The sequence below is a fragment of the Microbacterium sp. GXF0217 genome (assembly GCF_054798195.1).
Window position 1 is genome coordinate 500,915 of record NZ_JBSJZG010000003.1, and the last position, 22,690, is coordinate 523,604.

The following is a 22,690-nucleotide window of genomic DNA, read 5'->3' on the forward strand; positions in this document are numbered from 1 at the left end:
GCTCAGTCCGTCCGCTGGGCGGATGCCGGGTTCACCGGGATCCGGACCGTGAAGGTGGTCGACCCCGGTGCGCTGTCGACGACGATCTCGCCGTGGTGGCCGTCGACGATCGCCTTCACGATCGCCAGCCCCAGCCCCGTGCCACCGGTCTGACGCGCCCGGGAGCTGTCGCCCCTGGCGAACCGTGCGAACAGCTCCTCTCGGACCGCAGGGTCGATCCCAGGGCCGTCGTCATGCACTCGCAGGATGCCGTGGTCGCCGTCCCGTGCCACGGTCAGCGTGATGCGCGTGCCCGCGGGGGTGTGCGTGCGCGCGTTAGCGAGCAGATTGGTGACGACCTGGTGCAGGCGTCCGGTGTCGCCGACGACGGTGACTGGCTCCTCCGGCACCTCGATCTCCCACGCGTGATCGGGTGCGGTGGGGCGGGCGTCGGCGACGCCTTCCACGGCGAGCTGGGTGAGATCCACGGTGCCGTACACGAGTTCGCGACCCTCGTCGAGGCGCGCGAGCAGCAGCAGATCCTCGACGAGCCTGGTCATCCGCAGCGACTGCGCCTGAATGCGCTCCAGTGCCGATCCCGTGCTCTCCATCGTGGCGGAGGCGGTCGTCGTGCCGGCCTGCTCCGCCTTCTCGAGGGCTTTCAGGGACAGCTCGGAGTAGCCGCGGATCGACGCCAGCGGCGTGCGCAGCTCGTGGCTCGCATCCGCGACGAAGCGCCGCATGCGCTCCTCGTTCTGCTGGCGCGCCGACAGCGAGTTGTCGACGTGGTCGAGCAGGGTGTTCAGCGCGGCTCCGACGAGTCCGGTCTCGGTGCGCGGGTCGGCCTCGGTGGCCGGCACGCGTTCGGTGATGGAAACCTCGCCGCGGTCGAGCGGCTGGTTCGCGACGCGGGTCGCCGTCGCGGCCACGGCGCGCAGCGGGCGCAGTCCGACGCGGATCGTGATCGCGGTCGTCAGGGCGAGCAGGATGAGTCCGCCGAGTGTCGCCATGGCGATGACGGTGAACAGGCGCGTGAGCGTGTTCTGGATCTCGTCGCGGGGGAGGCCGGTGACGACCGTGATGCCCTGCGAGGTCTGCTGCGCCGTCAGCCGATAGGAGCCGAGATCAGTGATGTTCACGGTGAAGAGCGGCCCATCGTGCAGGTGCGCGTCGATCTCGCGCAGCTGCGACTGGGTGAGCACGACCGGGGCATCCTGCTGCGCGACGGCACCACTGGCGCTCATGCCGCTGCCGCCGATCGCCAACAGGACGTAGCCGTTCTGGGCCGGCCACTCCGCCAGCACATCGGCGGCGGTCAACTGGTCGCCGAGGAGCTGCTGCTGCACCGGCTGCTGCGAGACGATGTAGGAGAGCTGGGTCGCCGACTGCCGGACCTTCTCGTCGAGCTGATCCTCCAGCGTGCGCCCCAGCGTCGCGCTCGTGATGAGCGCGACGACGATGAGGATGAGGGAGACGAACCCGATCACGGCAGCCATCAGTCGGGTCTGCAGGCTGAGCGGTCGCCGCGCCGGGCTCGTCGAGGTCACTGCGGAGCCTTGATCATGTAGCCGACGCCGCGCACCGTGTGCAGCAGCGGGGTCCGGCCGGCATCGATCTTCTTGCGCAGATACGAGATGTACAGCTCGACCACGGAGGACTTGCCGCCGAAGTCGTAGCTCCACACCCGGTCCAGGATCTGCGGCTTGGAAAGCACGCGCCGTTCGTTGCGCATCAGGTAGCGCAGCAGCTCGAACTCGGTCGCGGTGAGCTCGATCTCCTCGCCGGCGCGCTCGACTTCGTGGCTGTCCTCGTTCAGCGTCAGGTCGGCGACACGAAGGATCGACTGCGCGTCGTCGGCGGTGGCGTGTCCGGTGCGGCGGATGATCGCGCGCAGACGCGCGATGATCTCCTCCAGGCTGAAGGGCTTGGTGACGTAGTCGTCGCCCCCGGCGGTGAGACCCGCGATGCGGTCGCCGACGGCATCCTTCGCGGTGAGGAACAGCACGGGCACGAAGTTGCCTGATTCGCGCAGGCGCTTGAGCACGGCCATGCCGTCGAGGTCGGGCATCATGATGTCGAGCACCAGCGCGTCGGGTTCGAACTCGCGCGCGACCTGGAGGGCCTCGAGGCCGGATGCCGCGGTGCGCACCTCCCAGCCCTCCATGCGCAGCGCCATCGAGAGCAGGTCGGTGAGCATCTGCTCGTCGTCGACGGCGAGGATGCGCAGGGGGGAGCCGTCCGGGCGACGGAGGTCGGGCTGATCGGTGGTCATGTCCCTATTCTGCGGAGTCTCCTATGTGATTTCTATGGAGCGCGTTATGGGCTGGCTGTGAATAGCGAACTGCAATGCGATTAGTCTTCCGGGAGGACCAGGAGAGGAACGCCGAAGGTGACGATGCAGCAGGGTGACGCAGGCGCAGGACAGCATGAGTGATCTCATCGAACGGGTCGAGGCGTTCCCCGTGGCGCCGCGCTGGCTGTTCGTCCGCATCGAGACGTCGGAGGGCCTGGTGGGCTGGGGCGAGGCATCCCTGGAGGGATACGCGGACGTCGTCCGCGCCGCCGTCGATCAGTTCGCCGACTACCTGCTCGGGAAGGATGCCGGTCTCATCGAGGAGCACTGGCAGGTGCTCTCCAAGGGGCAGTTCTATCGCGGCGGAGCAGTGCTGGCCAGCGCGGTCGCCGGTGTCGATCAGGCGCTGTGGGATCTGAAGGGCAAGCGGCTCGGCGTCCCAGTGCACAATCTGCTCGGCGGCGCGGTGCGCGAGCGCATCCGCGCGTACGGTTGGGTCGGCGGCGACGAACCGTCCGAGGTCGCGGATCACATCGCCGCGCAGCTCGCCGTCGGCTTGACCGCGGTGAAGATGAACGCCTCCGGTCGCATGAGCCGCAACGGCTCGGTCGCCGAGCTCGACGGCGTCGTGTCCCGCGTCGCGAGCGCCCGCGAGGTGCTCGGCCCCGACCGGGATGTCGCGGTCGATCTGCACGGCCGCTTCACGCTCGCGACCGCGCGCCGACTCGCGCCCTTGCTGGAGCCGCTGCATCCGTTCTTCATCGAGGAGCCGGTCGTCCCCGAGAACTCGCACATGATCGGTCGCATGGTCGAGGCCACGACGATCCCGATCGCCACGGGGGAGCGGCTATACAGCAGGCAGGAGTTCCTCCCCATGCTGCAGGCAGGCACGGCCATCCTGCAGCCGGACGTCTCCCATGCCGGCGGGATCTCGGAGGTGCGCCGGATCGCAGCGCTCGCCGAGACCTTCGATGCCGTCATCGCCCCGCACTGTCCGCTCGGGCCTCTTGCGCTGGCCGCGTGCCTTCAGGTCGGCTTCGCGACGCCGAACCATCTGATTCAGGAGCAGTCGATCGGCATCCATTACAACGCCGGTGCCGAGGTGCTCGACTACGTCGCGGACACCGAGCCGCTGCGGTTCGTGGACGGTCATTTCGCTCGGCTCACGGGAGCGGGGCTCGGGGTCGAGATCGACGAACGCGCCGTCCGGGATGCCTCGGCGCGATGGGAGCGGTGGCAGACGCCCGTGTGGCGGCATCCGGACGGTTCTCTGGCCGAGTGGTGAACACTGTTCGCCACTGATCCGAAGAGGCCAGAGCAGTGGCCGGATGTCCGTGGCCGGGTCTAACGTCGTGGCATGACCGATACCGTCATCGTCCGTCCGTCCACCGTCTCGGAGGTCGCCGCCGTCGTGCAGCGGGCTCGTACGGAAGCAGCACCCCTGACCGTCGTCGCCGGCGGCCACGGCGTCTGGTCACATGGTTCGTCGCCTGGACTGCGCATCGAGCTCTCCGAGCTCGCCGACATCACGATCGAGGGAACGACCGTCCACGTCGGGGGCGGAGCGCTGTGGGGCGACGTCGCTTCCGCGCTCGCTCCGCACGGGCTCGCCATCAGCTCCGGTGACACCGCGACAGTCGGCGTCGGCGGACTCACGCTCGGCGGCGGCATCGGCTGGATGGTCAGGGCGTGGGACCTCGCCGTGGACCAGCTCGTGGGTGCCGAGGTCGTCACGGCGACGGGCGAGGTCGTCGAGACGTCCGCCACGGAGAACGCCGATCTGTTCTGGGCGCTGAGGGGCGGCGGCGGCAACTTCGGCGTCGCCACGCGCTTCGATTTCGCCGCCCACGCGCTCGACGGCATCGCCTTCGCCGAGAACTCCTTCACCGGCGACCCGGCGACAGTGCTGCGCGCGACGCGCGACGTCATGCGGTCGGCGCCGCGCGAGCTCACCGTTACCTACATGGACGTCCCACCGATGGACCCGAGCGCGCCGGCCGGCGCGAGCCTCAGCGCCGTGTGGGCTGGGGCGGAGCCCGATCGCCTGCGGGATGCTCTCGCCCCGATCAGCGCGATCGACGGCGTCTCGACCACCATCACGACGCCCGCGTACCGCGACATCCTGATGGTGCCGCCGACGCCCCCCGAGGGGGCGGAGCAGGCTCCTCCGGGGTTCATCGGCGGAAACGGTCTCTTCGCCAGACTCGACGATGAGCTGATCGACGCTCTGGTGGCGTTCCGCGCCGCCTATCCGGTGTCCGTCGTGTTCCTGCGATCGCTCGGCGGCGCGTTCGGCGAGGTCGAGCAGGAATCGACGGCGTTCCCCGCACGCGCGGCTGCCTGGTTCGTGATGGCCGGCGCCTTCGACATCCCTGATCTGGTCGATGAGGACGCGCGGGCGCGGATCGTCGCCGACTGGGAGCGGATCGCGCGGGGCCGCATCGCGGAGTACGGCAACTTCTCGCCGGTGGAGCGACCGGCGGATGTGCCAGGCATGTTCAGCGGTCCAGGGTACGAGCGACTCCTCGAGGTCAAACGGCGCTGGGACCCAGAGAACCTGTTCCAGCGCAATCACAACATCGCGCTGTGAACGCAGAAGGACCGGGAGCCGCTGGCTCCCGGTCCTTCTGCGGTGTCACGTCAGTGCGTGTCTTCGGCCTCGATCTCGGTGCGGTCGCCCGACCACAGCGTGTGGAAGGTGCCTTCCTTGTCGATGCGCTTGTAAGTGTGCGCTCCGAAGAAGTCGCGCTGGCCCTGGACCAGTGCCGCCGGCAGACGATCGGCGCGGAGGCCGTCGTAGTACGACAGAGACGACGAGAACGCCGGTGCCGGGATTCCGGCCTGCGCGGCCGACACGACGACGCGGCGCCACGCGGCCTGCGCGCGCGTGAGCGCCTCGGCGAAGTACGGAGCGGTCATCAGCACCGGCAGGTCGGCGTCCTCGGCGTACGCGTCGGCGATGCGGTTGAGGAACTGGGCGCGGATGATGCATCCACCGCGCCAGATCTTCGACACGGCGCCCAGGTCGATCGACCACTCGTACTCGGCGGCTCCCGCGCGGATCTCGTCGAAGCCCTGCGAGTAGGCGACGATCTTCGACGCGTACAACGCGAGGCGGACGTCCTCGATGAACGCGGCCTGATCGGCGACGGTGAACGCCTCGTCGGGTCCGGGGAGGGCGCCGGCGACGGCGCGCTGCTCGGGGTGGCTGGAGAGCGAACGCGCGAAGGTCGCCTCGGCGATGCCCGAGACGGGGACGCCGAGCGAAAGAGCCGTCTGCACGGTCCACGCGCCGGTGCCCTTGGCGCCGGCCTGGTCGAGGATCACGTCGACGAGTGGCTTGCCGGTCTCGGCGTCCACCTGGCGCAGCACTTCGGCGGTGATCTCGATGAGGTACGACTCGAGCTCGCCCTTGTTCCACTCGGCGAAGATCTCGGCGATCTCGGCCGGGGACTTGCCCGTGCCGCGACGGATCAGGTCGTAGGCTTCGGCGATCAGCTGCATGTCGGCGTACTCGATGCCGTTGTGCACCATCTTGACGAAGTGACCTGCACCGTCGTGTCCGATGTGCGTGACGCACGGCTCGCCCTCGGCGACAGCGGCGATCGACTTGAGGATCGGGCCGAGCGTGATCCAGGACTCGTCGGAGCCGCCGGGCATGATCGACGGGCCGAGCAGCGCGCCCTCTTCGCCACCGGAGATCCCGGCGCCGACGAAGTTGATGCCCGTCTCGCGGACGGCCTTCTCGCGGCGGATCGTGTCGGGGAAGTACGCGTTGCCGCCGTCGACGATGATGTCGCCCGGTTCGAAGACCTCGACGAGCGAGTTGATCACGGCATCGGTCGGGCCGCCGGCCTTGACCATGATGATCGCGGTGCGCGGCTTCTGCAGCGAGTCGGCGAACTCCTGGTACGTCTGCGCGGGGACGAAGCCCGCCTCGGGGTGGGCGTCGAGGACGGATTGCGTCTTCTCGTAGCTGCGGTTGAAGATCGCCACCGTGTTGCCCTCGCGGCTGGCGAGGTTGCGGGCGAGGTTCGAACCCATGACGGCGAGTCCGACGACTCCGATGTTCGCTGATGCTTCGGGCACAGAATGCTCCTCGATCGTGAAGTAGGGGATTGCTCCCAGATTATCGCGGCCCGGACCCTCGGCGTGTCCGTGTGTCGCGGGAGGTGATGAAACCGGAGTCGGTGAGACGTCGTGCCGGCTCGGACGCTCGTCCGCGAGCTCGCGGACGCGTCTCGCGGCGGGCGGTCAGTCCTTGCGGTATCCGGAGCGGCCGAGCGAGAACAGCGCGCCGATCGTGAACACGCCTGCGCAGACGGTCATGGCACCGATCAGCCAGGCGATCGCGTGGGAGAGGAAGGCGCCGTCGATCATTGTGCAGGACTCCAGATTCGTGGGATTTCGTCGAGTGTCTTCACTCTACCGGTGCATCGGGTACGCTTGAGTGGTTCCTCGGCGAGGGATGCTTCGCGTGCGCGGCATCCGTGATCGACGCGGCGAAGCTGTCATCGTGGCTGTTTTCCTCGCGTCTGCTCGAGAAGCCGAACTCAAGACCACCACGCGGCCCTTCGTCGCGTGCCCCGAAGGAGAACCAATGTCTGACGACACCAAGGTCATCGCCGAGCTGCGCGACAGCTTCGGCAAGGGCTTCGCCCGCCGCCTGCGCGCTGCAGGAAAGATCCCCGCCGTTCTGTACGGCCACGGCACGGAGCCGGTGCACGTCGCACTGCCCGGCCACCAGGTCGCCCTGATCATCCGTCGCGCCAACGCGCTGCTCGAGCTCGACATCGAGGGCAAGTCGCACCTCGCGCTCGTCAAGGATGTCCAGAAGGACCCGGTGCACCAGATCATCGAGCACATCGACCTGCTGGTCGTGAAGAAGGGCGAGAAGATCCAGGTCGACGTCCCGCTCGTCGTCACGGGCGAGTCGTTCGCCGGCACGATCGTCAACCTCGAGAACACGACGCTCGCCGTCGAGGTCGAGGCGACGCACATCCCGCAGCACTTCGAGGTCTCGGTCGAGGGCCTGGAAGAGGGCGCGCACATCACCGCCGCCGACGTGGCGCTGCCCAAGGGTGCGTCGCTTCTCGCGGACCCCGAGCTTCTCATCGTCGCGATCTCCGTCCCGGCTGCCGCTGAGGCCGCCGAGGAGACCGACGGCGAGGCCGAGGGTGCAGACGAGGCTCCGGCAGCCGAGGCCGCAGCGGAGTAATCCCGCCGGCACGACTTCGACAGAGGGGACACGAGCGATCGTGTCCCCTCTGTCATATTCTGACGATGTTCGAGAGGAGCCGGACGTGGCGGACACGTGGCTGATCGTGGGGCTGGGCAATCCTGGCCCCCGCTACGAGACCACGCGGCACAACGTCGGCCAGATGGTCATGGACGAGCTCGCCGGCAGACGGAACGAGTCGTTCCGCGCGCACAAGGCGGGCGCGAGGGTGGTCGAGACCTGGCTGCGCCCCGGCGGCGACAAGCTGATCCTGGCGAAGCCCAACACGTTCATGAACGTGTCCGGTACCCCGGTGGCCGCTCTGGCTCGGTTCTACTCGGTGCCGGCCGAGCGCGTCGTGATCGTGCACGACGAACTCGACATCCCGTTCGATTCGATCAAGCTCAAGATCGGCGGAGGGCCTGGAGGGCACAACGGAGTCCGCGACGTCGCGAGCGCCCTGACGACGCCCGAGTTCCCGCGGGTGCGGGTCGGCATCGGGCGGCCGCCGGGGCGTCAGGATCCGGCGGACTGGGTCCTGTCGCCGTTCGTCGCGGACGAGCGCAAGAACCTGCCGGTCCTGATCGCGGATGCCGCGGATGCCGTGGAGACGCTCGTCGCGGACGGGCTGCTCGCCGCGCAGCAGAAGCACCACGCGCCGCGCTGACGCGTCAGGCCATCCCCGCAGCGCCGACGGCTGCGCCCACGCTCAGCGCGATGAAGACGGCGGTGAAGAACACCACAGGGCCGAGGACGGCGACGACGAGCGCCGCGATGCCCTGGCCACGACCGCGCCGCTTCACGATCGCCAGGATGCCGAGGATGAACGCGGCGATCCCGACGACCGTGCCGGTCCAGAACGCGATCTCGGTCCACAGCACCTCGTCGCGTGCGGGGGACAGGAACGCCAGCGAATCCAGATCGGCGGAGGTGACGTCCTCGAGTGCCCCGGGGATGATGCTGCCGACGGCGAACGCAGCGACGGCGCCGACGAGGGGAACGAGGATCGCCGCGACGAGCGACAGGATCAGCGCGACGGCACCCGTGGTCCGCGACTGCGGCTCCGGGGCCGTCGGTGCGGCGTACGGACCGACGGCGCTCTGGTACCCGCCCGCCGGGGCCTGATACGCACCGACCGGAGCCTGGTACACGGCGGCCTGAGGAGCCGAGACCGGGTACCCGGGCGCTTGGTACCCCGGCGCCTGGTATCCGGGCGCCGGGAACTCCTGGGCCTGCGGCACGGGCGGCGCCTGCGGCACCGGCGGCGCGGCCGGGGGAGCGGGCGAGCGGAAGGCGTCGGGCTGCTGCGGGTCGGTCACGCACCCATCCTATGTCTCGCCGTGCGCGACGAACGGGACCGTGCGCTCGACGAGACAGCTCGGATTCAGACGCGACGCAGGAGGCCGACCCTGTCGTACACGGCCGCGAGAGTCTTGTCCGCGACGGCATCCGCCTTCGCCGCATTGACCGCGAGGATGCGGTCGAGCTCGGCAGGGTCGTCGAGCAGCTCTATGGCGCGGTCGTGCACCGGTGCGAACTCATTGACGACGACCTCGGCGAGTCCCTTCTTGAAGTCCCCGTAGCCGCGGCCAGCGTACTCGTCCTCGATCGAGGGGACCTGGCGGCCGGTGAGGGCCGCGTAGATCGTCAGCAGGTTCGATACACCGGGCTTGTTCTCCCGATCGAACCGCACGCTGCCCTCGGTGTCGGTGACGGCGCGCATGATCTTCTTCGCCGTCTTCGCCGGGTCGTCCAGCAGCCACAGGACGCCGGCGTCGCTCTCGGAGGACTTCGACATCTTCGACGTCGGGTTCTGCAGATCGTAGATCCGGGCGGTATCCTTCTGGATCACCGGCATCGGGACGACGAACGTCTCGCCGAAGCGGGAGTTGAAGCGTTCGGCGAGGTCACGGGTGAGCTCGACGTGCTGCTTCTGATCGTCGCCGACGGGCACGACATCCGTCTGGTACAGCAGGATGTCGGCGGCCATCAGCACGGGATACGTGAACAGGCCGACCGAGGTGGCGTCCGCGCCGTACCGCGCCGACTTGTCCTTGAACTGGGTCATCCGCCCGGCCTCGCCGAAGCCGGTGATCGTCGAGAGGATCCACGCGAGCTCGGCGTGCGCGCGCACGTGCGACTGGACGTACAGGGTGGACTGCGACGGCTCGATACCGGCCGCGATGTACTGCGCCGCCGTGCGGCGCGTCTTCTCGCGCAGCTCCTTCGGGTCCTGAGCGACGGTGAGCGCGTGCAGGTCGACGACCGAGAAGTAGGCGTCGTAGGAATTCTGCAGATCCCGCCACTGCAGCAGCGCCCCGATGTAGTTGCCGATCTGGAGGGAGTCGGCTGAGGGCTGCATTCCGGAGTAAAGGCGAGGTTTCGTCACGCTCTCAATCCTAGGGCGGCGTGGCGTCGCGCTGATGCTTCCTGACACACTCGGGGGATGAACTCGACGAGCGAGCGAGGGAGCCGCGCGGTGCGGATCACCGGGATCGTGCTCACGATCGTGTTCGGCCCGCCGTTCGTGCTCTTCGCGGGTATGACGCTCAGCAGCCGTTTCGGTGGAGCAGGTTCCGATCCGCACGGCTATGCGCTGATCTTCGGGTCGCTGTTCGCGATCGCGCTCGCGATTCCGCTCACCCTGAGCGTCCCGCTCATCTTCCCGCGAGGCCGCAGGGCGACCGCCGGGCTCGTGAGCGCGGCCGCCTTCCTCGTCGTCACGGTCGGTCTCTTCGCGGTCCTGCTCACCGCATAGTCGGATGCCGCCCTGTCAGGTCGTCAGTAGCGGTAGTCCACCACGACGGGGGCGTGGTCGCTCCAGCGCTGGTCATAGGATGCCGCGCGAGCCACCTGGTAAGACTCCACGCGCTCGGCCAGTGCGGGGCTCGCGAGGTGGTAGTCGATCCGCCAGCCGGAGTCGTTGTCGAACGCCTTGCCGCGCATCGACCACCAGGTGTACGGACCCTCGATCTCGCCGTGGAAACGGCGCCCGACGTCGATCCAGCCGAGGCCCGTGCCGTCGCCCTCCGGCGCGTAGGGGCGCGTGTCGCTGAGCTGCCCGACCATGCCTCGGCCGATGCCCTCCTGACCGGCCACTGGTTCGCCCGCGGCGCCGAGGAAGCGGTCGAAGTAGGCCCGCTCCCGCGCCAGGAATCCGGACTTCTTGACGTTGCCCTTCCAGTTCAGGATGTCGAGGGGGCGGTGCCCCACGTTCAGGTCACCGGTGATCAGCGCCAGAGCGCCGTCAGCGCTCAGCTGCGACATCCGCTGCTCCATGGCGTCGAGGAACTTCCACTTCTCGTCTTGCTTGGGGGTGTCGGCTTCACCGGAGTGCACGTAAGCGCTCACGACCGTCAGCGTCCGATCGCCGAGCGGGAACTCGGCTTCGATCCAGCGTCCCTTCGAATCGAAGTCGTCAGGTCCGAACGCGGTCCGGCTGGCGGCTGCCGGCGTCCGGCTCGCGATCGCGACGCCCGCGCGTCCCTTGGCCGTGGCCTCGTCGTGGACGATGGACCAGCCCGGCAGTGCCGCTTCGAGGTGCTCGTCCTGCCCGCGCACCTCTTGAAGGGTCAGGATGTCGATGTCCGCGGCGTCCAACCAGGTGCTCATGCCGTTGCGGACGGCCGCCCTGATCCCATTGACATTGACTGTGGCGATACGCAGATGAGGCATCTGCCCAGCCTATTCGGAGCGTCGGACATCGCCGTCGGCGATGGTCTTCCGGGCTGACGGACGGACCCGTTTGGTTGGTGCAGGGGGAGCGGCGGCCTCGACCTGTTCCAGTTCGTCCTGCGCTTCCCTGACGGCGCGGTCCGCGGCCCAGATCCGGTACCAGGGCGCGATCGTGCGCGCCTCCTGCGCGGTCCGCAGCCGGACCTGCGCGGCGACGAGCAGTGCCTTGTGCTCGGCGGCCAGGCGTTCCGCTTCGGACTGCGGCAGCAGGGCGATGTGGTTGTCCTGCGCGGCGACCGCGATCCAGGATGCCGCGACGAGGAGCACGATACCGATCAGGCGGAACCACAGCAGCATGACGATGAACACCGTGAACGTGGCGAGCAGCGGATTCGACGGCGTGTAGCTGAGGAACAGGCCGAAACCGAGCTGCAGCACCGTCGTCGCGGCCGCGCCGAGGAACGCGCCCGGCATGATGCGCCGCCACGTGAGCTGAGTGCCGGTGAGGAAGCGGAACAGTCCGGCCAGCAGCACGGTGTTGACGATGTACAGGATCGCTATCGTGACCAGACGCACGGTGAGGGAGGACAGAGTCGACGCACCGCCCAGCCCGATCAGCGTGAACACGAACTCGAGTGCCCAGGTTCCGAGCGTGCCGAGTGCGGTGCCGAGGACGAGTCCAGCCCCGAACACGATCGCGGCCAGGAAATCCAGTCCCTTCAACAGGAAGTAGTTGCGTCGATCGGGCGGGATGCCGAAGACGCCTCGGACCGCGCGGCGGGCGAACGAGATGGCGCCGACCGCGGTCCACACCAGCGTGCCGAGAGCGATCGCACCGGTGATGCTGAAGGTCCCGGTGGTCCCGCTGGCGATCTCCTGCACCTGGTCGGGAGTGATCAACCCGCCATCCACGATGAGCCCTGGAACGTAGTTGTTGATGACGTTGATGAGGCCGTCGACCGCCTCGGCGTTGCCGCCCAACCAGAGTCCGGCGATCGCGAAGGCGACGTACACGGCGGCGAACCCGGCGAACAGCGCCTGATAGCTGACACCGGCGGCGAGGAGGAAGCCCTCGTGCTGGAGGAAGTTGCGCCACACGCGCACGGGAAACCACGCGAGCGTGCGATGCGTGATCTCCGTGGCGCGGGAGATCGGCTGCTCGAACCGCTCTCGCAGACTCGCCTGCGTCTCATCCCAGCGGGCGCGGAGATTCTGCTCCTCGCGCGCGGCGACATCGGCCAGGCCGCGCTGGTCGCGCGCGCTGGGCGTCGGCGTCGGCGTGCTGTCGGGGCGGCTCACCCTGTCAGGTTAGCGAAGGGTCAGGGACGGCCGCGCAGGACCGCCTGCTTGACCTCGGCGATCGCCTTGGTCACCTCGATGCCGCGGGGGCATGCCTCGGAGCAGTTGAAGGTCGTGCGGCAGCGCCACACGCCCTCCTTGTCGTTGAGGATGTCGAGGCGGACGCCGGCGTTGTCGTCGCGCGAGTCGAAGATGAAGCGGTGCGCGTTCACGATCGCGGCCGGTCCGAAGTACTGGCCGTCGGTCCAGAAGACCGGGCACGACGAGGTGCACGCAGCGCACAGGATGCACTTGGTGGTGTCGTCGAAGATCGCGCGGTCCGCGATCGACTGCGTGCGCTCCTTGCCCTTCTCAGGCGTCGTGCTCGCGACGAGGAACGGCTGCACCTCGCGGTAGGAGGCGAAGAACGGCTCCATGTCGACGATGAGGTCCTTCTCCAGCGGCAGGCCCTTGATCGCCTCGACGTAGATCGGCTTGGAGATGTCCAGGTCCTTGATCAGCGTCTTGCAGGCGAGGCGGTTGCGGCCGTTGATGCGCATCGCATCGGATCCGCAGATGCCGTGCGCGCAGGAGCGGCGGAAGCTCAGCGAGCCGTCCACCTCCCACTTGATCTTGTGCAGTGCATCGAGGACGCGGTCGGTGGAGTACAGCTCCACGTCGTAGTCGACCCAGTGCGGCTCGGCATCCACTTCGGGGTCGAAGCGGCGGATGATGAAGGTGACGAGGAAGGACTGGATCTCCGCGTCCGCGGCGGAATCGGCGGTGTGCGCCTCTGCGACAGCGGTGGACATGTCAGTACTTCCTCTCCATCGGCTGGTAGCGGGTCTGGACGACCGGCTTCGAGTCGAGCTTGATGTGGTCGGACGGCGTCGACGAGTGGGGGTCGCCGGTCAGGTACGCCATGGTGTGCTTCATCCAGTTCTCGTCGTCGCGCTTCGGGAAGTCATCGCGCATGTGACCGCCACGGCTCTCCTCGCGGTTCTGCGCGGCGTAGACGACGACCTCGGCGAGGTCGAGCAGGAAGCCGAGTTCGACGGCCTCGAGCAGGTCGGTGTTGAACCGGTGGCCCTTGTCGTCGACGTGCACGTTCTTGTAGCGCTCGCGCAGCTCGGCGATCACGCCGAGGACGTGCTCGAGCGACTCGTGCGTGCGGAAGACCTGCGCGCCCTTGTCCATCTCGTCCTGCAGCGTCTTGCGGAGCACCGCGATGCGCTCGGTGCCGGCGTTGGTGCGCAGGCCCTCGATCATGTCCGACACGAAGCCGGCGGCGTTCTCGGGCAGCGGCACGAACTCCGCGTTCTTCGCGTATTCGACGGCGTTGCGTCCTGCACGCTTTCCGAACACGTTGATGTCGAGCAGCGAGTTGGTGCCGAGGCGGTTCGAGCCGTGCACCGAGACGCAGGCGCACTCGCCGGCGGCGTAGAGCCCCGGCACGACCGTGGTGTTGTCGCTGAGCACTTCGGCGTCGTTGTTGGTCGGGATGCCGCCCATCGCGTAGTGCGCGGTGGGCATGACGGGCACGGGCTCGACGACCGGGTCGATGCCCAGGTAGGTGCGGGCGAACTCGGTGATGTCCGGGAGCTTGGTCTCGAGGATCTCGGCGCCCAGGTGCGTGCAGTCCAGCAGCACGTAATCCTTGTTCGGGCCGGCGCCGCGTCCGTCCAGGACCTCCTGCACCATCGACCGGGCGACGATGTCACGCGGTGCGAGGTCCTTGATCGTGGGGGCGTAGCGCTCCATGAACCGCTCGCCGGACGCGTTGCGCAGGATCGCGCCTTCACCTCGGGCGCCTTCGGTGAGAAGGATGCCGAGGCCCGCGAGTCCGGTCGGGTGGAACTGGAAGAACTCCATGTCCTCCAGGGGCAGGTTCTTGCGCCAGATGATTCCGACGCCGTCACCGGTGAGGGTGTGCGCGTTGGAGGTGGTCTTGAAGATCTTCCCGAATCCGCCGGTCGCGAAGATCACGGCCTTGGACTGGAAGACGTGCAGCTCGCCCGTGGCGAGGTCGTACGCCACGACGCCGGCGATCTGCGTCGCACCCGCATCGTCCTTCACCGTGATGAGGTCGAGCACGTAGAACTCGTTGAAGAAGTTGATGCCCAGCTTCACGCAGTTCTGGAACAGCGTCTGCAGGATCATGTGGCCGGTGCGGTCGGCGGCGTAGCACGCACGGCGGACCGGCGTCTTGCCGTGCTCGGCGGTGTGCCCGCCGAAGCGGCGCTGGTCGATCTTGCCCTCGGGGGTGCGGTTGAAGGGCAGGCCCATGTTCTCGAGGTCGATGACCGCGTCGATGGCCTCCTTGGCGAGGATCTCCGCAGCATCCTGGTCGACGAGGTAGTCGCCGCCCTTGATGGTGTCGAAGGTGTGCCACTCCCAGTTGTCCTCCTCGACGTTCGCGAGGGCCGCGGCCATGCCGCCCTGCGCAGCACCCGTGTGGGAGCGCGTCGGGTAGAGCTTGGAGATGACGGCCGTCTTCGCGCCGGGGCCGGCCTCGATGGCCGCCCGCATGCCGGCGCCGCCTGCGCCGACGATGACGACGTCGAACTGGTGGTAGTGGACGCCGTCGCGGACGACGGAATCGTGAGTCTGGGTGGTCACTCTCTAGCTCTCTCTCAGTTCCCGACCGAACCGTTGGCCACGCACATGTCCCACAGGCTGCTGGACTCGGTCACGCCGAGGCAGGGGTCGAACGTGAACACGACCAGGGTGCCGAGCACGATCAGCAGGCCGGCGGCCAGGCCGAGTGCCCAGGTCAGCGCCTTGCGGGCGGTGGGGTGGGTGACGTAGTCGTTGACGATGGTGCGCATGCCATTGGCGCCGTGCAGGAGGGCGAGCCACAGCATGATGACGTCCCACCACTGCCACCACGGATCGGCGAACTTGCCGGCGATGAACGCGAAGTCGAGGGCGTGGATGCCCTCGCCGAGCATGAGGTTCACGAAGAGGTGGCCGAAGATGAGGATCACCAGGAGAACACCGGATGCCCGCATGAACATCCAGCCCCACTTCTCGAGGTTGAAGCGGCGCGTGCGGCGGCCGGACGGCGCGATCGCGGTCTGGGCGGTCATCAGTGTCCCCCTCCGAAGCCGGCGAACGCGAGTGCGAGATGGCGCGGCACGAAACCGGCCATCAGCACCGCCCACAGGCCGATGACGATCCAGAACATCTGGCGCTGGTAGCGGGCGCCGTTCGACCACAGGTCGACGAGGATGATGCGCAGGCCGTTGAGCGCGTGGAAGGCGATGCCGGCGACCAGCACGACCTCGCCGAACGCCATCACCGGGTTCTTGTACGTGCCGATGACGGCGTTGTACGCCTCGGGAGACACCCGGATGAGTGCTGTGTCCAGCACGTGCACCAGGAGGAAGAAGAAGATGGCGACGCCGGTGATGCGGTGAAGCACCCAGGACCACATGCCTTCGCGGCCCCGATAAAGGGTGCCGCGCGGGGTCTTGGATGTCGTCTCCGAAATCGACGGTGTCAAGCGAGTGCTTGCGGACACGGTCGTCCTCCCTGATCGATCTGTATCGGCAGCGCGCACAGGCGCGCCCGAACGCTGACCATCCTATTCCTGTTCAATCGCTGGGAGCGAGGAAGGCGAACCTAAGTATCTCGATGTCGAGATTTATCGACGCGCTAGGGTGAGGGGCATGACGGAGCCGATCGACGACTTCTACGCAGTGATTCCGGCCGGTGGCATCGGGAGTCGTCTGTGGCCCCTCTCGCGGGCGGACGCGCCGAAGTTCCTGCACGACCTGACCGGATCGGGCAACTCGCTGCTGCGCGACACCTGGGATCGGCTCGAGCCGCTCGCCGGCCCCGAGCGCATCGCCGTCGTCACCGGGCGAGCGCACAGGGCAGCCGTGGAGGGCGAACTGCCCGGCATCCCGGACATGAACGTGTTCCTGGAGTCCGAGCCGCGCGAGTCCGCCGCGGCGATCGGGCTGGCGGCGGCGATCCTGCACCGCCGCAACCCGGACGTCATCATCGGCTCGTTCGCGGCCGACCACGTCATCCGCGGGACGCGCACCTTCGAGTTCGCTGTCCTGCAGGCGGTGCAGGTCGCCCGCGCCGGATACATCTGCACCATCGGCATCCAGCCGTCGGAGCCGTCCGTCGGATTCGGGTATATCCGCAAGGGCGACGAACTCGTCGTCGACGGCGCGCCGGAGGCGGCGACCGTCGAGCGCTTCGTCGAGAAGCCGGATCTCGAGACGGCGAAGGAGTACTACGCCGACCGGTCGTTCCTCTGGAACGCGGGCATGTTCATCGCCAAGGCGAGCGTTCTGCTGGACGAACTCGCGGCCAACGAACCAGAGCTGCACGCCGGCCTGATCGAGCTGGCCGAGGCGTGGGACGATCGCGCGGCGCGCGGCCCGGCGGTGGACCGCATCTGGCCGGGGCTGAAGAAGATCGCGATCGACTACGCGGTCGCTGAACCCGCAGCGGAGAAGGGGCGCCTCGCCGTGATCCCCGGGCACTTCGACTGGGACGACGTCGGCGACTTCGCCTCGCTCACGAAGCTGATCACCAACGGGCGCAAGAACGACCTCGCAGTCCTCGGGCGGAAGGCGCGCGTGCTGTCGGATGCGGCGACGGGGATCCTGGTCAGTCAGACGTCGCGCGTGATCAGCCTCGTCGGCGTGCAGGACATCGTCGTGGTCGACACCCCTGACGCGCTGCTGGTCACCACGATCGAGCACGCGCAGCGCGTGAAGGGCGTCGTCGAGTCACTGAAGCTCACCGGTCGCGGCGACGTGCTCTGACGTCGAGAGAGACCGCTCTGTTTCGGGTTTGTAACCATTAACCGCACTGGTGTGCCAGGCGCCCGTAACACTGGGTAATTTGTCCTCGGGGCCTTGCGATCGGCGCAGGCCAGTAGTCGTGGAGGCTTACGTGACCATTTCCACTCGAAAGCGCGCATTCGCCGCGCTCGTGGCGACCGGGGTCGCCCTGTCGCTCGCAGGCTGTGGTGCAGCTCCGGAGGAGACCGAGGGGGAGGGCGCAGGACCTGTCGACTCCGACTTCCTGCCCTGCCTGATCTCCGACGCCGGCGGTTGGAACGACAAGTCGTTCAACCAGTCCGCCAAGGAGGGCATGGATGCCGCGGCTGAGGAGCTCAGCATCGAGCCGCTCGAGTTCGAGTCGGCCAACGACAACGACTACGCGCCCAACCTCGAGACCGCTGTCTCCGAGGGCTGCTCGTTCATCGTGTCCGTCGGCTTCAAGCTGTCGGCGGCGACCGTCGAGTCCGCGCTCGCGAACCCCGAGATCAACTACGCGATCATCGACGACTGGGCCGACAACGACTTCGACGGCGAGACGGATGCTCCGAACATCAAGCCGCTGGTGTTCGACACCGCACAGGCCGCCTACCTCGGCGGGTACGCATCGGCCGCATGGTCGGCGCAGAGCGGCGTGAACAAGGTCGGCACCTTCGGCGGCATGCAGATCCCGTCCGTGGCCGTGTTCATGGACGGCTTCCAGCTCGGTGTCGAGAAGTACAACGAGGACAAGTCGGGCGCGGTCGAGCTGTTCGGCTGGGATGCTGCGACGCAGAAGGGCTCGTTCACGGGCGGCTTCGACGCGAACGACACCGCCAAGGTCACCGCGCAGGGCGTGCTCGACCAGGGCGTCGACGTGATCCTCCCCGTCGGCGGACCGGTCTACCAGAGCGCGGCCGCCGCGATCCGCGACAGCGGCAAGGACACGCTGCTGGTCGGCGTCGACAGCGACCTCGCCGTCGCGGACCCGAGCGTGGCCGACCTCACCCTCGTCTCGATCATGAAGGCGATCGACGTCGCCGTCCAGGACGCGACGATCGCCGCCGCCGAAGGCGAGTTCGACGCGACGCCGTACGTCGGCACGCTCGAGAACGAGGGCGTCAAGCTCTCCGGCTTCGGCGACTTCGAGGCTGAGCTCCCCGAAGGCCTGACCGACGAGATCGCGACCCTGCAGGAGCAGATCATCTCCGGTGACATCACGGTGGAGTCCGAGAACTCCCCGTGAGCTGAGTGAGTTCGGACGGGGCGAGTGGTCGAATGCGACCGCTCGCCCCGCGCCGTGAACGGACACTTCAGGAAATCTTCTGGATAAGGTGCAGATATGAAGCTCGAACTTCGCGGCATCACCAAGCGATTCGGCAGCCTCGTCGCCAACGATCACATCGATCTAGTGGTCGAGCCGGGGCAGATCCACGCGCTGCTGGGTGAGAACGGCGCAGGCAAGTCCACGCTGATGAACGTCCTGTACGGCCTGTACCAGGCCGATGAGGGGGAGATCCTCCTCGATGACATCGTTCAGCATTTCCGCGGTCCAGGGGACGCGATGGCCGCCGGCATCGGCATGGTGCACCAGCACTTCATGCTCGTGCCCGTCTTCACGGTCGCCGAGAACGTCATGCTCGGCCACGAGCAGACGAAGGGTCCCGGCGTGCTCGACCTCGCCGCGGCCCGTGCACACGTGCGCGCCGTCGCCGAGCGATTCGGCTTCGAGATCGATCCGGATGCGGTCGTCGGCGACCTCCCGGTCGGCGTGCAGCAGCGCGTCGAGATCATCAAGGCGCTCTCCCGCGATGCGCAGGTGCTCGTCTTCGATGAGCCGACCGCGGTGCTCACCCCGCAGGAGACCGACGAACTGATGGGCATCATGCGTCAGCTGCGCGACGAGGGCACAGCGATCGTCTTCATCACCCACAAGCTCCGTGAGGTCCGCGAAGTGGCGGACACCATCACCATCGTTCGGCTGGGGCAGATCGTCGGCGAGGCATCCCCGACGGCGACCAACGCCGAACTGGCCACGCTCATGGTCGGGCGCGCCGTCGAACTCACCGTGCAGAAGCAGGCGCCGCAGCTCGGCGACGGCGGTCTCGAGGTCCGCGGGCTGCGGGTCCTGACCCCGACCGGCGCGATCGTGGTCGACGACGTCGACTTTACCGTGCGGCCGGGCGAAGTCCTCGCGATCGCCGGCGTGCAGGGCAACGGGCAGACCGAGCTGGTCGAGGCGCTGGTCGGCCTCGCGGCGCGCGTGGAGGGCTCCATCTCGCTGGACGGGGCCGAACTCGTCGGGCGGAGCGTGCGCGCGATCCTCGACGCCGGCGTCGGATTCGTGCCGGAGGATCGAACCGAGGACGGCCTGGTCGCGAACTTCACCGTGGCCGAGAATCTCGTCCTCGACCGGTCGGACGACCCGGCCTTCAGCAGCGCGGGCACTCTCAAGCGTGCAGCGCTCGAGGAGTTCGCCCACGCGCGCATCGCCGAGTACGACATCCGGGCGCAGGGCCCGCAGACGCTCGCTGGCACGCTCTCCGGAGGCAACCAGCAGAAAGTCGTCATCGCTCGCGAGATGAGCCGGGAGCTGCGACTGCTGGTGGCGGCGCAGCCGACGCGAGGCGTGGACGTCGGATCGATCGAGTTCATCCACAAGCGGATCATCGAGACGCGCGACTCCGGAGTTCCGGTCATCGTCGTGTCGACCGAGCTCGACGAGGTCGCGGCGCTTGCCGACCGGATCGCCGTGATGTACCGCGGTGCGATCATCGGGGTCGTCCCCGGTGATACGCCGCGCGAGAAGTTGGGACTCATGATGGCCGGTGTGGCGGATGCGGAGGTGACCGCGTGAGCGGATCGACACCCGGTGCGGGAGACGCGACGAAGGGGCTTCCGCCCGAGCAGCTGCCGCCGAGCTCCGGCATCCCCGGCAGCGAGCGGGCCGAACTCGCCCCGCCCCGAGGCAACGTCATCATCAAGGACATGCTGCGCAGCAACGCCGTGACGACGGTCCTCGCGATCGTGCTCGCCCTGATCGTCGGCGGCGTCCTGATCGCCGTGACGAACAAGGACGTGCAAGAGGCATCCGTGTACTTCTTCGCCCGGCCGGGGGACACCCTCGTCGCGGTGTGGGGCTCGGTGTACGACGGCTATGAGGCGCTCGTGCGCGGCGCGATCTTCAATGCCAGGGGCAACAGCTTCGCGGCGCAGATCAAGCCGCTGACCAACACGCTCGGTTTCGCCGCGCCGCTGATCGCCGCAGGTCTCGGCGTCGCACTGGCGTTCCGGGTCGGGCTGTTCAACATCGGCGCCCGCGGCCAGATGCTCTTCGGCGTCGCTCTGGCAGGGCTTCTCACGTTCCAGCTGAACCTGCCGATCTGGCTGCACATCCCGGCGATGCTGATCGTCGGCATCGCGGGCGGCGCGCTGTGGGGCGGCATCGCGGGTCTCATCAAGGCGCGGACGGGTGCGCACGAGGTGATCCTCACGATCATGCTCAACTACATCGCCTATTACCTGCTGCTGTGGATGATCCGCACACCTGGACTCCTGCAGAAGCCGGGGACGAACCAGGCCCTCGGCTCGCCGACGCCGGAGACCGCGCAGTTCCCGCCGTTGTTCGGGGCGCAGTTCCCGCTGTTGGATCTCGGCTTCGTGATCGTCATCGCGGCGACGCTGTTCGTGTGGTGGCTCATCGAACGCTCCTCTCTCGGCATGCGCATGCGGGCGGTCGGAGAGAACCCGCATGCCGCCCGTGCCGCCGGCATCAATGTGCAGCGCATCTACGTCTACGCCATGCTGTTCGCCGGTGGGCTCGCAGGCCTCGCGGGCATGAACCAGCTGCAGGGATCGGTCACCACCGGAATCACCGAGACGATCGACGCCGGGATCGGATTCGACGCGATCACCGTGGCGCTGCTCGGGCGCAGCCGCGCGTGGGGCACGTTCGCCGCCGGCATCCTGTTCGGAGCGCTGAAGGCCGGTTCCTTCTCGATGCAGGCGCAGGACATCCCCGTCGACATCGTGCTGGTCGTCCAGTCGCTCGTCGTGCTGTTCATCGCGGCTCCGCCGCTGCTGCGCTCCGTCTTCTTCCTCCCCAAGACGGATGCCGAGAAGGCCGCCAAGGCGAGAGCCAAGGCTGCGAAGAAGGCGGTGACCGCATGAGCGCCTCCGTGCAGACCCAGGCCGCCGACGGCACGGTGCGGCTCGCGACCGTGCGCGAGCGGCATTGGAAGACGCCGATCGTGCTCGCTGTGGCGACCGTGCTCCTCGCGCTGCTGTTCCTCCTCGTCCCACGAACAGGCACGAGCATCTTCCGCCTTGGAGACCCGGCGTCGGTCATCGAGATGCCGGACGTACCCCTGCCGACGACGGCCACGTCCTGGGTGCTGATCGTTCTGCTCGTGCTCATGGTGGCGCTCGCCGCCGTCCAGGCGTGGAACTACCGCAGCGTCCCGTTGTGGCTGATCTCCGTCTTCGGCGTCGTCGCGGTGTTCGCGTTCCTGGTGTGGGCCGCCGCCGGCGGTCTCGTACCGGTCACGAGCCTGCTGGTCGGAGCGGTGTCGTTGTCGGTCCCGCTCGTGTTCGGCGCACTCGGCGGTGTCATCGGAGAACGCGCCGGCGTCGTCAACGTCGCGATCGAGGGGCAGCTGCTGCTCGGGGCATTCTCGGCGGCTCTGCTGTCGAGCATCACCGGCAACCCGTTCGTCGGACTCATCGGCGCGATGATCGGCGGCGTTCTCGTGGCCAGCGTGCTCGCGGTCTTCGCGATCAAGTACCTCGTCGAACAGGTGATCGTCGGAGTCGTGCTGAACGTGCTCGTCACGGGACTCACGGGGTTCCTGTACGGCGCGCTGCTGGCGCCGAACGAGGCCGAGCTCAACACGGCGGCGCGCTTCTCTCGGATCAAGATCCCGGTGCTCGGAGACATCCCGATCATCGGTCCCGTGCTGTTCAACCAGACCGTGATCGTCTACCTGATGTTCGCGACTGTCGCGCTCGTCGCCTGGGGCCTCTACCGCACGCGATGGGGTCTGCGCCTTCGCGCCGTCGGTGAGCACCCGAAGGCCGCCGACACCGTGGGCATCAGGGTGAACCCGACCCGGTTCTGGAACGTGCTGCTGGCCGGTGCGATCGCCGGCGTCGGCGGCGCGTACTTCACGCTGGTGTCCGTTCCGCAGTTCGGCAAGGAGATGACGGCCGGCCTCGGCTTCATCGCCCTCGCCGCCGTGATCTTCGGCCGGTGGGACCCGATCCGCGCGACCATGGCCGCGCTGCTGTTCGGCTTCGTCACCAACCTGCAGAACCTGCTGACGATCTTGAAGACGCCCATCCCCGGCGAGTTCATGCTGATGCTCCCGTACCTGGTCACGCTCCTCGCGGTGGCCGGATTCGCCGGCCAGATCCGCGCACCTGCCGCGAGCGGCAAGCCGTACATCAAGAGCTGATCCACCCCAG

At 68.0% G+C, this 22,690-nt stretch carries 22 protein-coding genes; 10 read left to right on the top strand and 12 right to left on the bottom strand.

Annotated features, from left to right (window positions below):
* Positions 1-2: 2 nt before the first annotated feature.
* Both ACWAT3_RS08505 and ACWAT3_RS08510 read right to left on the bottom strand, forming a co-directional pair.
* Positions 3-1,526, bottom strand: coding sequence for a sensor histidine kinase (locus ACWAT3_RS08505; protein ID WP_460797535.1), 1,524 nt, complete (start codon positions 1,524-1,526; stop codon positions 3-5).
* Entirely contained in the window at positions 1,523-2,251 is a 729-nt protein-coding gene (locus ACWAT3_RS08510; protein ID WP_460797536.1) for a response regulator transcription factor, read from the bottom strand. The genes ACWAT3_RS08505 and ACWAT3_RS08510 overlap by 4 nt, the downstream gene beginning before the upstream one ends.
* Positions 2,252-2,405: 154 nt before the next feature.
* Between ACWAT3_RS08510 and dgoD the strand changes: the two genes are divergently transcribed.
* Both dgoD and ACWAT3_RS08520 read left to right on the top strand, forming a co-directional pair.
* The gene (gene dgoD, locus ACWAT3_RS08515) at positions 2,406-3,557 is read left to right on the top strand and encodes a galactonate dehydratase (RefSeq protein WP_460797537.1); all 1,152 of its coding nucleotides are present in this window, start codon (positions 2,406-2,408) and stop codon (positions 3,555-3,557) included.
* Between the two features lie 72 nt (positions 3,558-3,629).
* The gene (locus tag ACWAT3_RS08520; protein WP_460797538.1) at positions 3,630-4,862 is read left to right on the top strand and encodes an FAD-binding oxidoreductase; all 1,233 of its coding nucleotides are present in this window, start codon (positions 3,630-3,632) and stop codon (positions 4,860-4,862) included.
* Positions 4,863-4,912: 50 nt separating this feature from the next.
* Here the strand turns inward: ACWAT3_RS08520 and gndA are convergent, their stop codons facing one another.
* Together gndA and ACWAT3_RS08530 are read right to left on the bottom strand one after the other, a co-directional pair.
* Entirely contained in the window at positions 4,913-6,361 is a 1,449-nt protein-coding gene (gene gndA / locus ACWAT3_RS08525) for an NADP-dependent phosphogluconate dehydrogenase (protein WP_460797540.1), read from the bottom strand.
* Between the two features lie 165 nt (positions 6,362-6,526).
* Complete coding sequence (locus ACWAT3_RS08530; protein ID WP_460797542.1) at positions 6,527-6,652, bottom strand: hypothetical protein; 126 nt, start codon at positions 6,650-6,652, stop codon at positions 6,527-6,529.
* A 220-nt stretch (positions 6,653-6,872) separates the two neighbouring features.
* Here ACWAT3_RS08530 and ACWAT3_RS08535 point away from each other — a divergent pair, with 220 nt between their 5' ends.
* Both ACWAT3_RS08535 and pth read left to right on the top strand, forming a co-directional pair.
* Positions 6,873-7,490, top strand: coding sequence for a 50S ribosomal protein L25/general stress protein Ctc (locus ACWAT3_RS08535; protein WP_460797544.1), 618 nt, complete (start codon positions 6,873-6,875; stop codon positions 7,488-7,490).
* Positions 7,491-7,575: 85 nt separating this feature from the next.
* Positions 7,576-8,157 carry an aminoacyl-tRNA hydrolase gene (pth, locus tag ACWAT3_RS08540; protein WP_460797546.1) on the top strand — a complete coding sequence of 194 codons (582 nt, stop codon included), beginning with the start codon at positions 7,576-7,578 and terminating at the stop codon, positions 8,155-8,157.
* 4 nt (positions 8,158-8,161) lie between these two features.
* Here the strand turns inward: pth and ACWAT3_RS08545 are convergent, their stop codons facing one another.
* Positions 8,162-8,809, bottom strand: coding sequence for a hypothetical protein (locus ACWAT3_RS08545; RefSeq protein WP_460797547.1), 648 nt, complete (start codon positions 8,807-8,809; stop codon positions 8,162-8,164).
* A gap of 65 nt (positions 8,810-8,874) precedes the next feature.
* Positions 8,875-9,879, bottom strand: coding sequence for a tryptophan--tRNA ligase (gene trpS, locus ACWAT3_RS08550; protein ID WP_460797549.1), 1,005 nt, complete (start codon positions 9,877-9,879; stop codon positions 8,875-8,877).
* Positions 9,880-9,936: 57 nt separating this feature from the next.
* On the opposite strand from trpS, the gene ACWAT3_RS08555 reads away from it, so the two are divergent.
* Positions 9,937-10,248, top strand: a complete 312-nt coding sequence (locus tag ACWAT3_RS08555) for a hypothetical protein (protein ID WP_460797550.1) — start codon at positions 9,937-9,939, stop codon at positions 10,246-10,248.
* 23 nt (positions 10,249-10,271) lie between these two features.
* Here ACWAT3_RS08555 and ACWAT3_RS08560 read toward each other — a convergent pair whose 3' ends face one another.
* From ACWAT3_RS08560 to sdhC, 6 genes are read right to left on the bottom strand one after another with little or no spacing between them, the layout of a single operon-like run.
* Positions 10,272-11,165 (bottom strand): exodeoxyribonuclease III, encoded by an 894-nt coding sequence (locus ACWAT3_RS08560; RefSeq protein WP_460797552.1) that lies wholly within the window; start codon positions 11,163-11,165, stop codon positions 10,272-10,274.
* A 9-nt stretch (positions 11,166-11,174) separates the two neighbouring features.
* Entirely contained in the window at positions 11,175-12,464 is a 1,290-nt protein-coding gene (locus ACWAT3_RS08565; RefSeq protein ID WP_460797554.1) for a YihY/virulence factor BrkB family protein, read from the bottom strand.
* 20 nt (positions 12,465-12,484) lie between these two features.
* On the bottom strand, positions 12,485-13,255 hold the full coding sequence (locus ACWAT3_RS08570) for a succinate dehydrogenase iron-sulfur subunit (RefSeq protein WP_460797556.1): 771 nt from the start codon (positions 13,253-13,255) through the stop codon (positions 12,485-12,487).
* Position 13,256: 1 nt separating this feature from the next.
* On the bottom strand, positions 13,257-15,062 hold the full coding sequence (sdhA, locus tag ACWAT3_RS08575) for a succinate dehydrogenase flavoprotein subunit (protein WP_460797558.1): 1,806 nt from the start codon (positions 15,060-15,062) through the stop codon (positions 13,257-13,259).
* 14 nt (positions 15,063-15,076) lie between these two features.
* Positions 15,077-15,532: a succinate dehydrogenase hydrophobic membrane anchor subunit gene (locus ACWAT3_RS08580; RefSeq protein WP_460797559.1), complete on the bottom strand. Its 456-nt coding sequence runs from the start codon at positions 15,530-15,532 to the stop codon at positions 15,077-15,079.
* Entirely contained in the window at positions 15,532-15,966 is a 435-nt protein-coding gene (sdhC, locus tag ACWAT3_RS08585) for a succinate dehydrogenase, cytochrome b556 subunit (RefSeq protein WP_460797561.1), read from the bottom strand. Before sdhC ends, ACWAT3_RS08580 begins: the two co-directional genes overlap by 1 nt.
* Positions 15,967-16,114: 148 nt before the next feature.
* Between sdhC and ACWAT3_RS08590 the strand changes: the two genes are divergently transcribed.
* From ACWAT3_RS08590 to ACWAT3_RS08610, 5 genes are all read left to right on the top strand, one after another.
* On the top strand, positions 16,115-17,230 hold the full coding sequence (locus ACWAT3_RS08590) for a mannose-1-phosphate guanylyltransferase (RefSeq protein WP_460797563.1): 1,116 nt from the start codon (positions 16,115-16,117) through the stop codon (positions 17,228-17,230).
* 130 nt (positions 17,231-17,360) lie between these two features.
* Positions 17,361-18,473 carry a BMP family lipoprotein gene (locus ACWAT3_RS08595; RefSeq protein ID WP_460797565.1) on the top strand — a complete coding sequence of 371 codons (1,113 nt, stop codon included), beginning with the start codon at positions 17,361-17,363 and terminating at the stop codon, positions 18,471-18,473.
* A 96-nt stretch (positions 18,474-18,569) separates the two neighbouring features.
* Complete coding sequence (locus tag ACWAT3_RS08600; RefSeq protein ID WP_460797567.1) at positions 18,570-20,084, top strand: ABC transporter ATP-binding protein; 1,515 nt, start codon at positions 18,570-18,572, stop codon at positions 20,082-20,084.
* Positions 20,081-21,397, top strand: coding sequence for an ABC transporter permease (locus tag ACWAT3_RS08605; protein WP_460797569.1), 1,317 nt, complete (start codon positions 20,081-20,083; stop codon positions 21,395-21,397). Before ACWAT3_RS08600 ends, ACWAT3_RS08605 begins: the two co-directional genes overlap by 4 nt.
* Positions 21,394-22,680, top strand: a complete 1,287-nt coding sequence (locus ACWAT3_RS08610) for an ABC transporter permease (protein ID WP_460797571.1) — start codon at positions 21,394-21,396, stop codon at positions 22,678-22,680. Before ACWAT3_RS08605 ends, ACWAT3_RS08610 begins: the two co-directional genes overlap by 4 nt.
* The last annotated feature ends 10 nt before the right edge of the window (positions 22,681-22,690 follow it).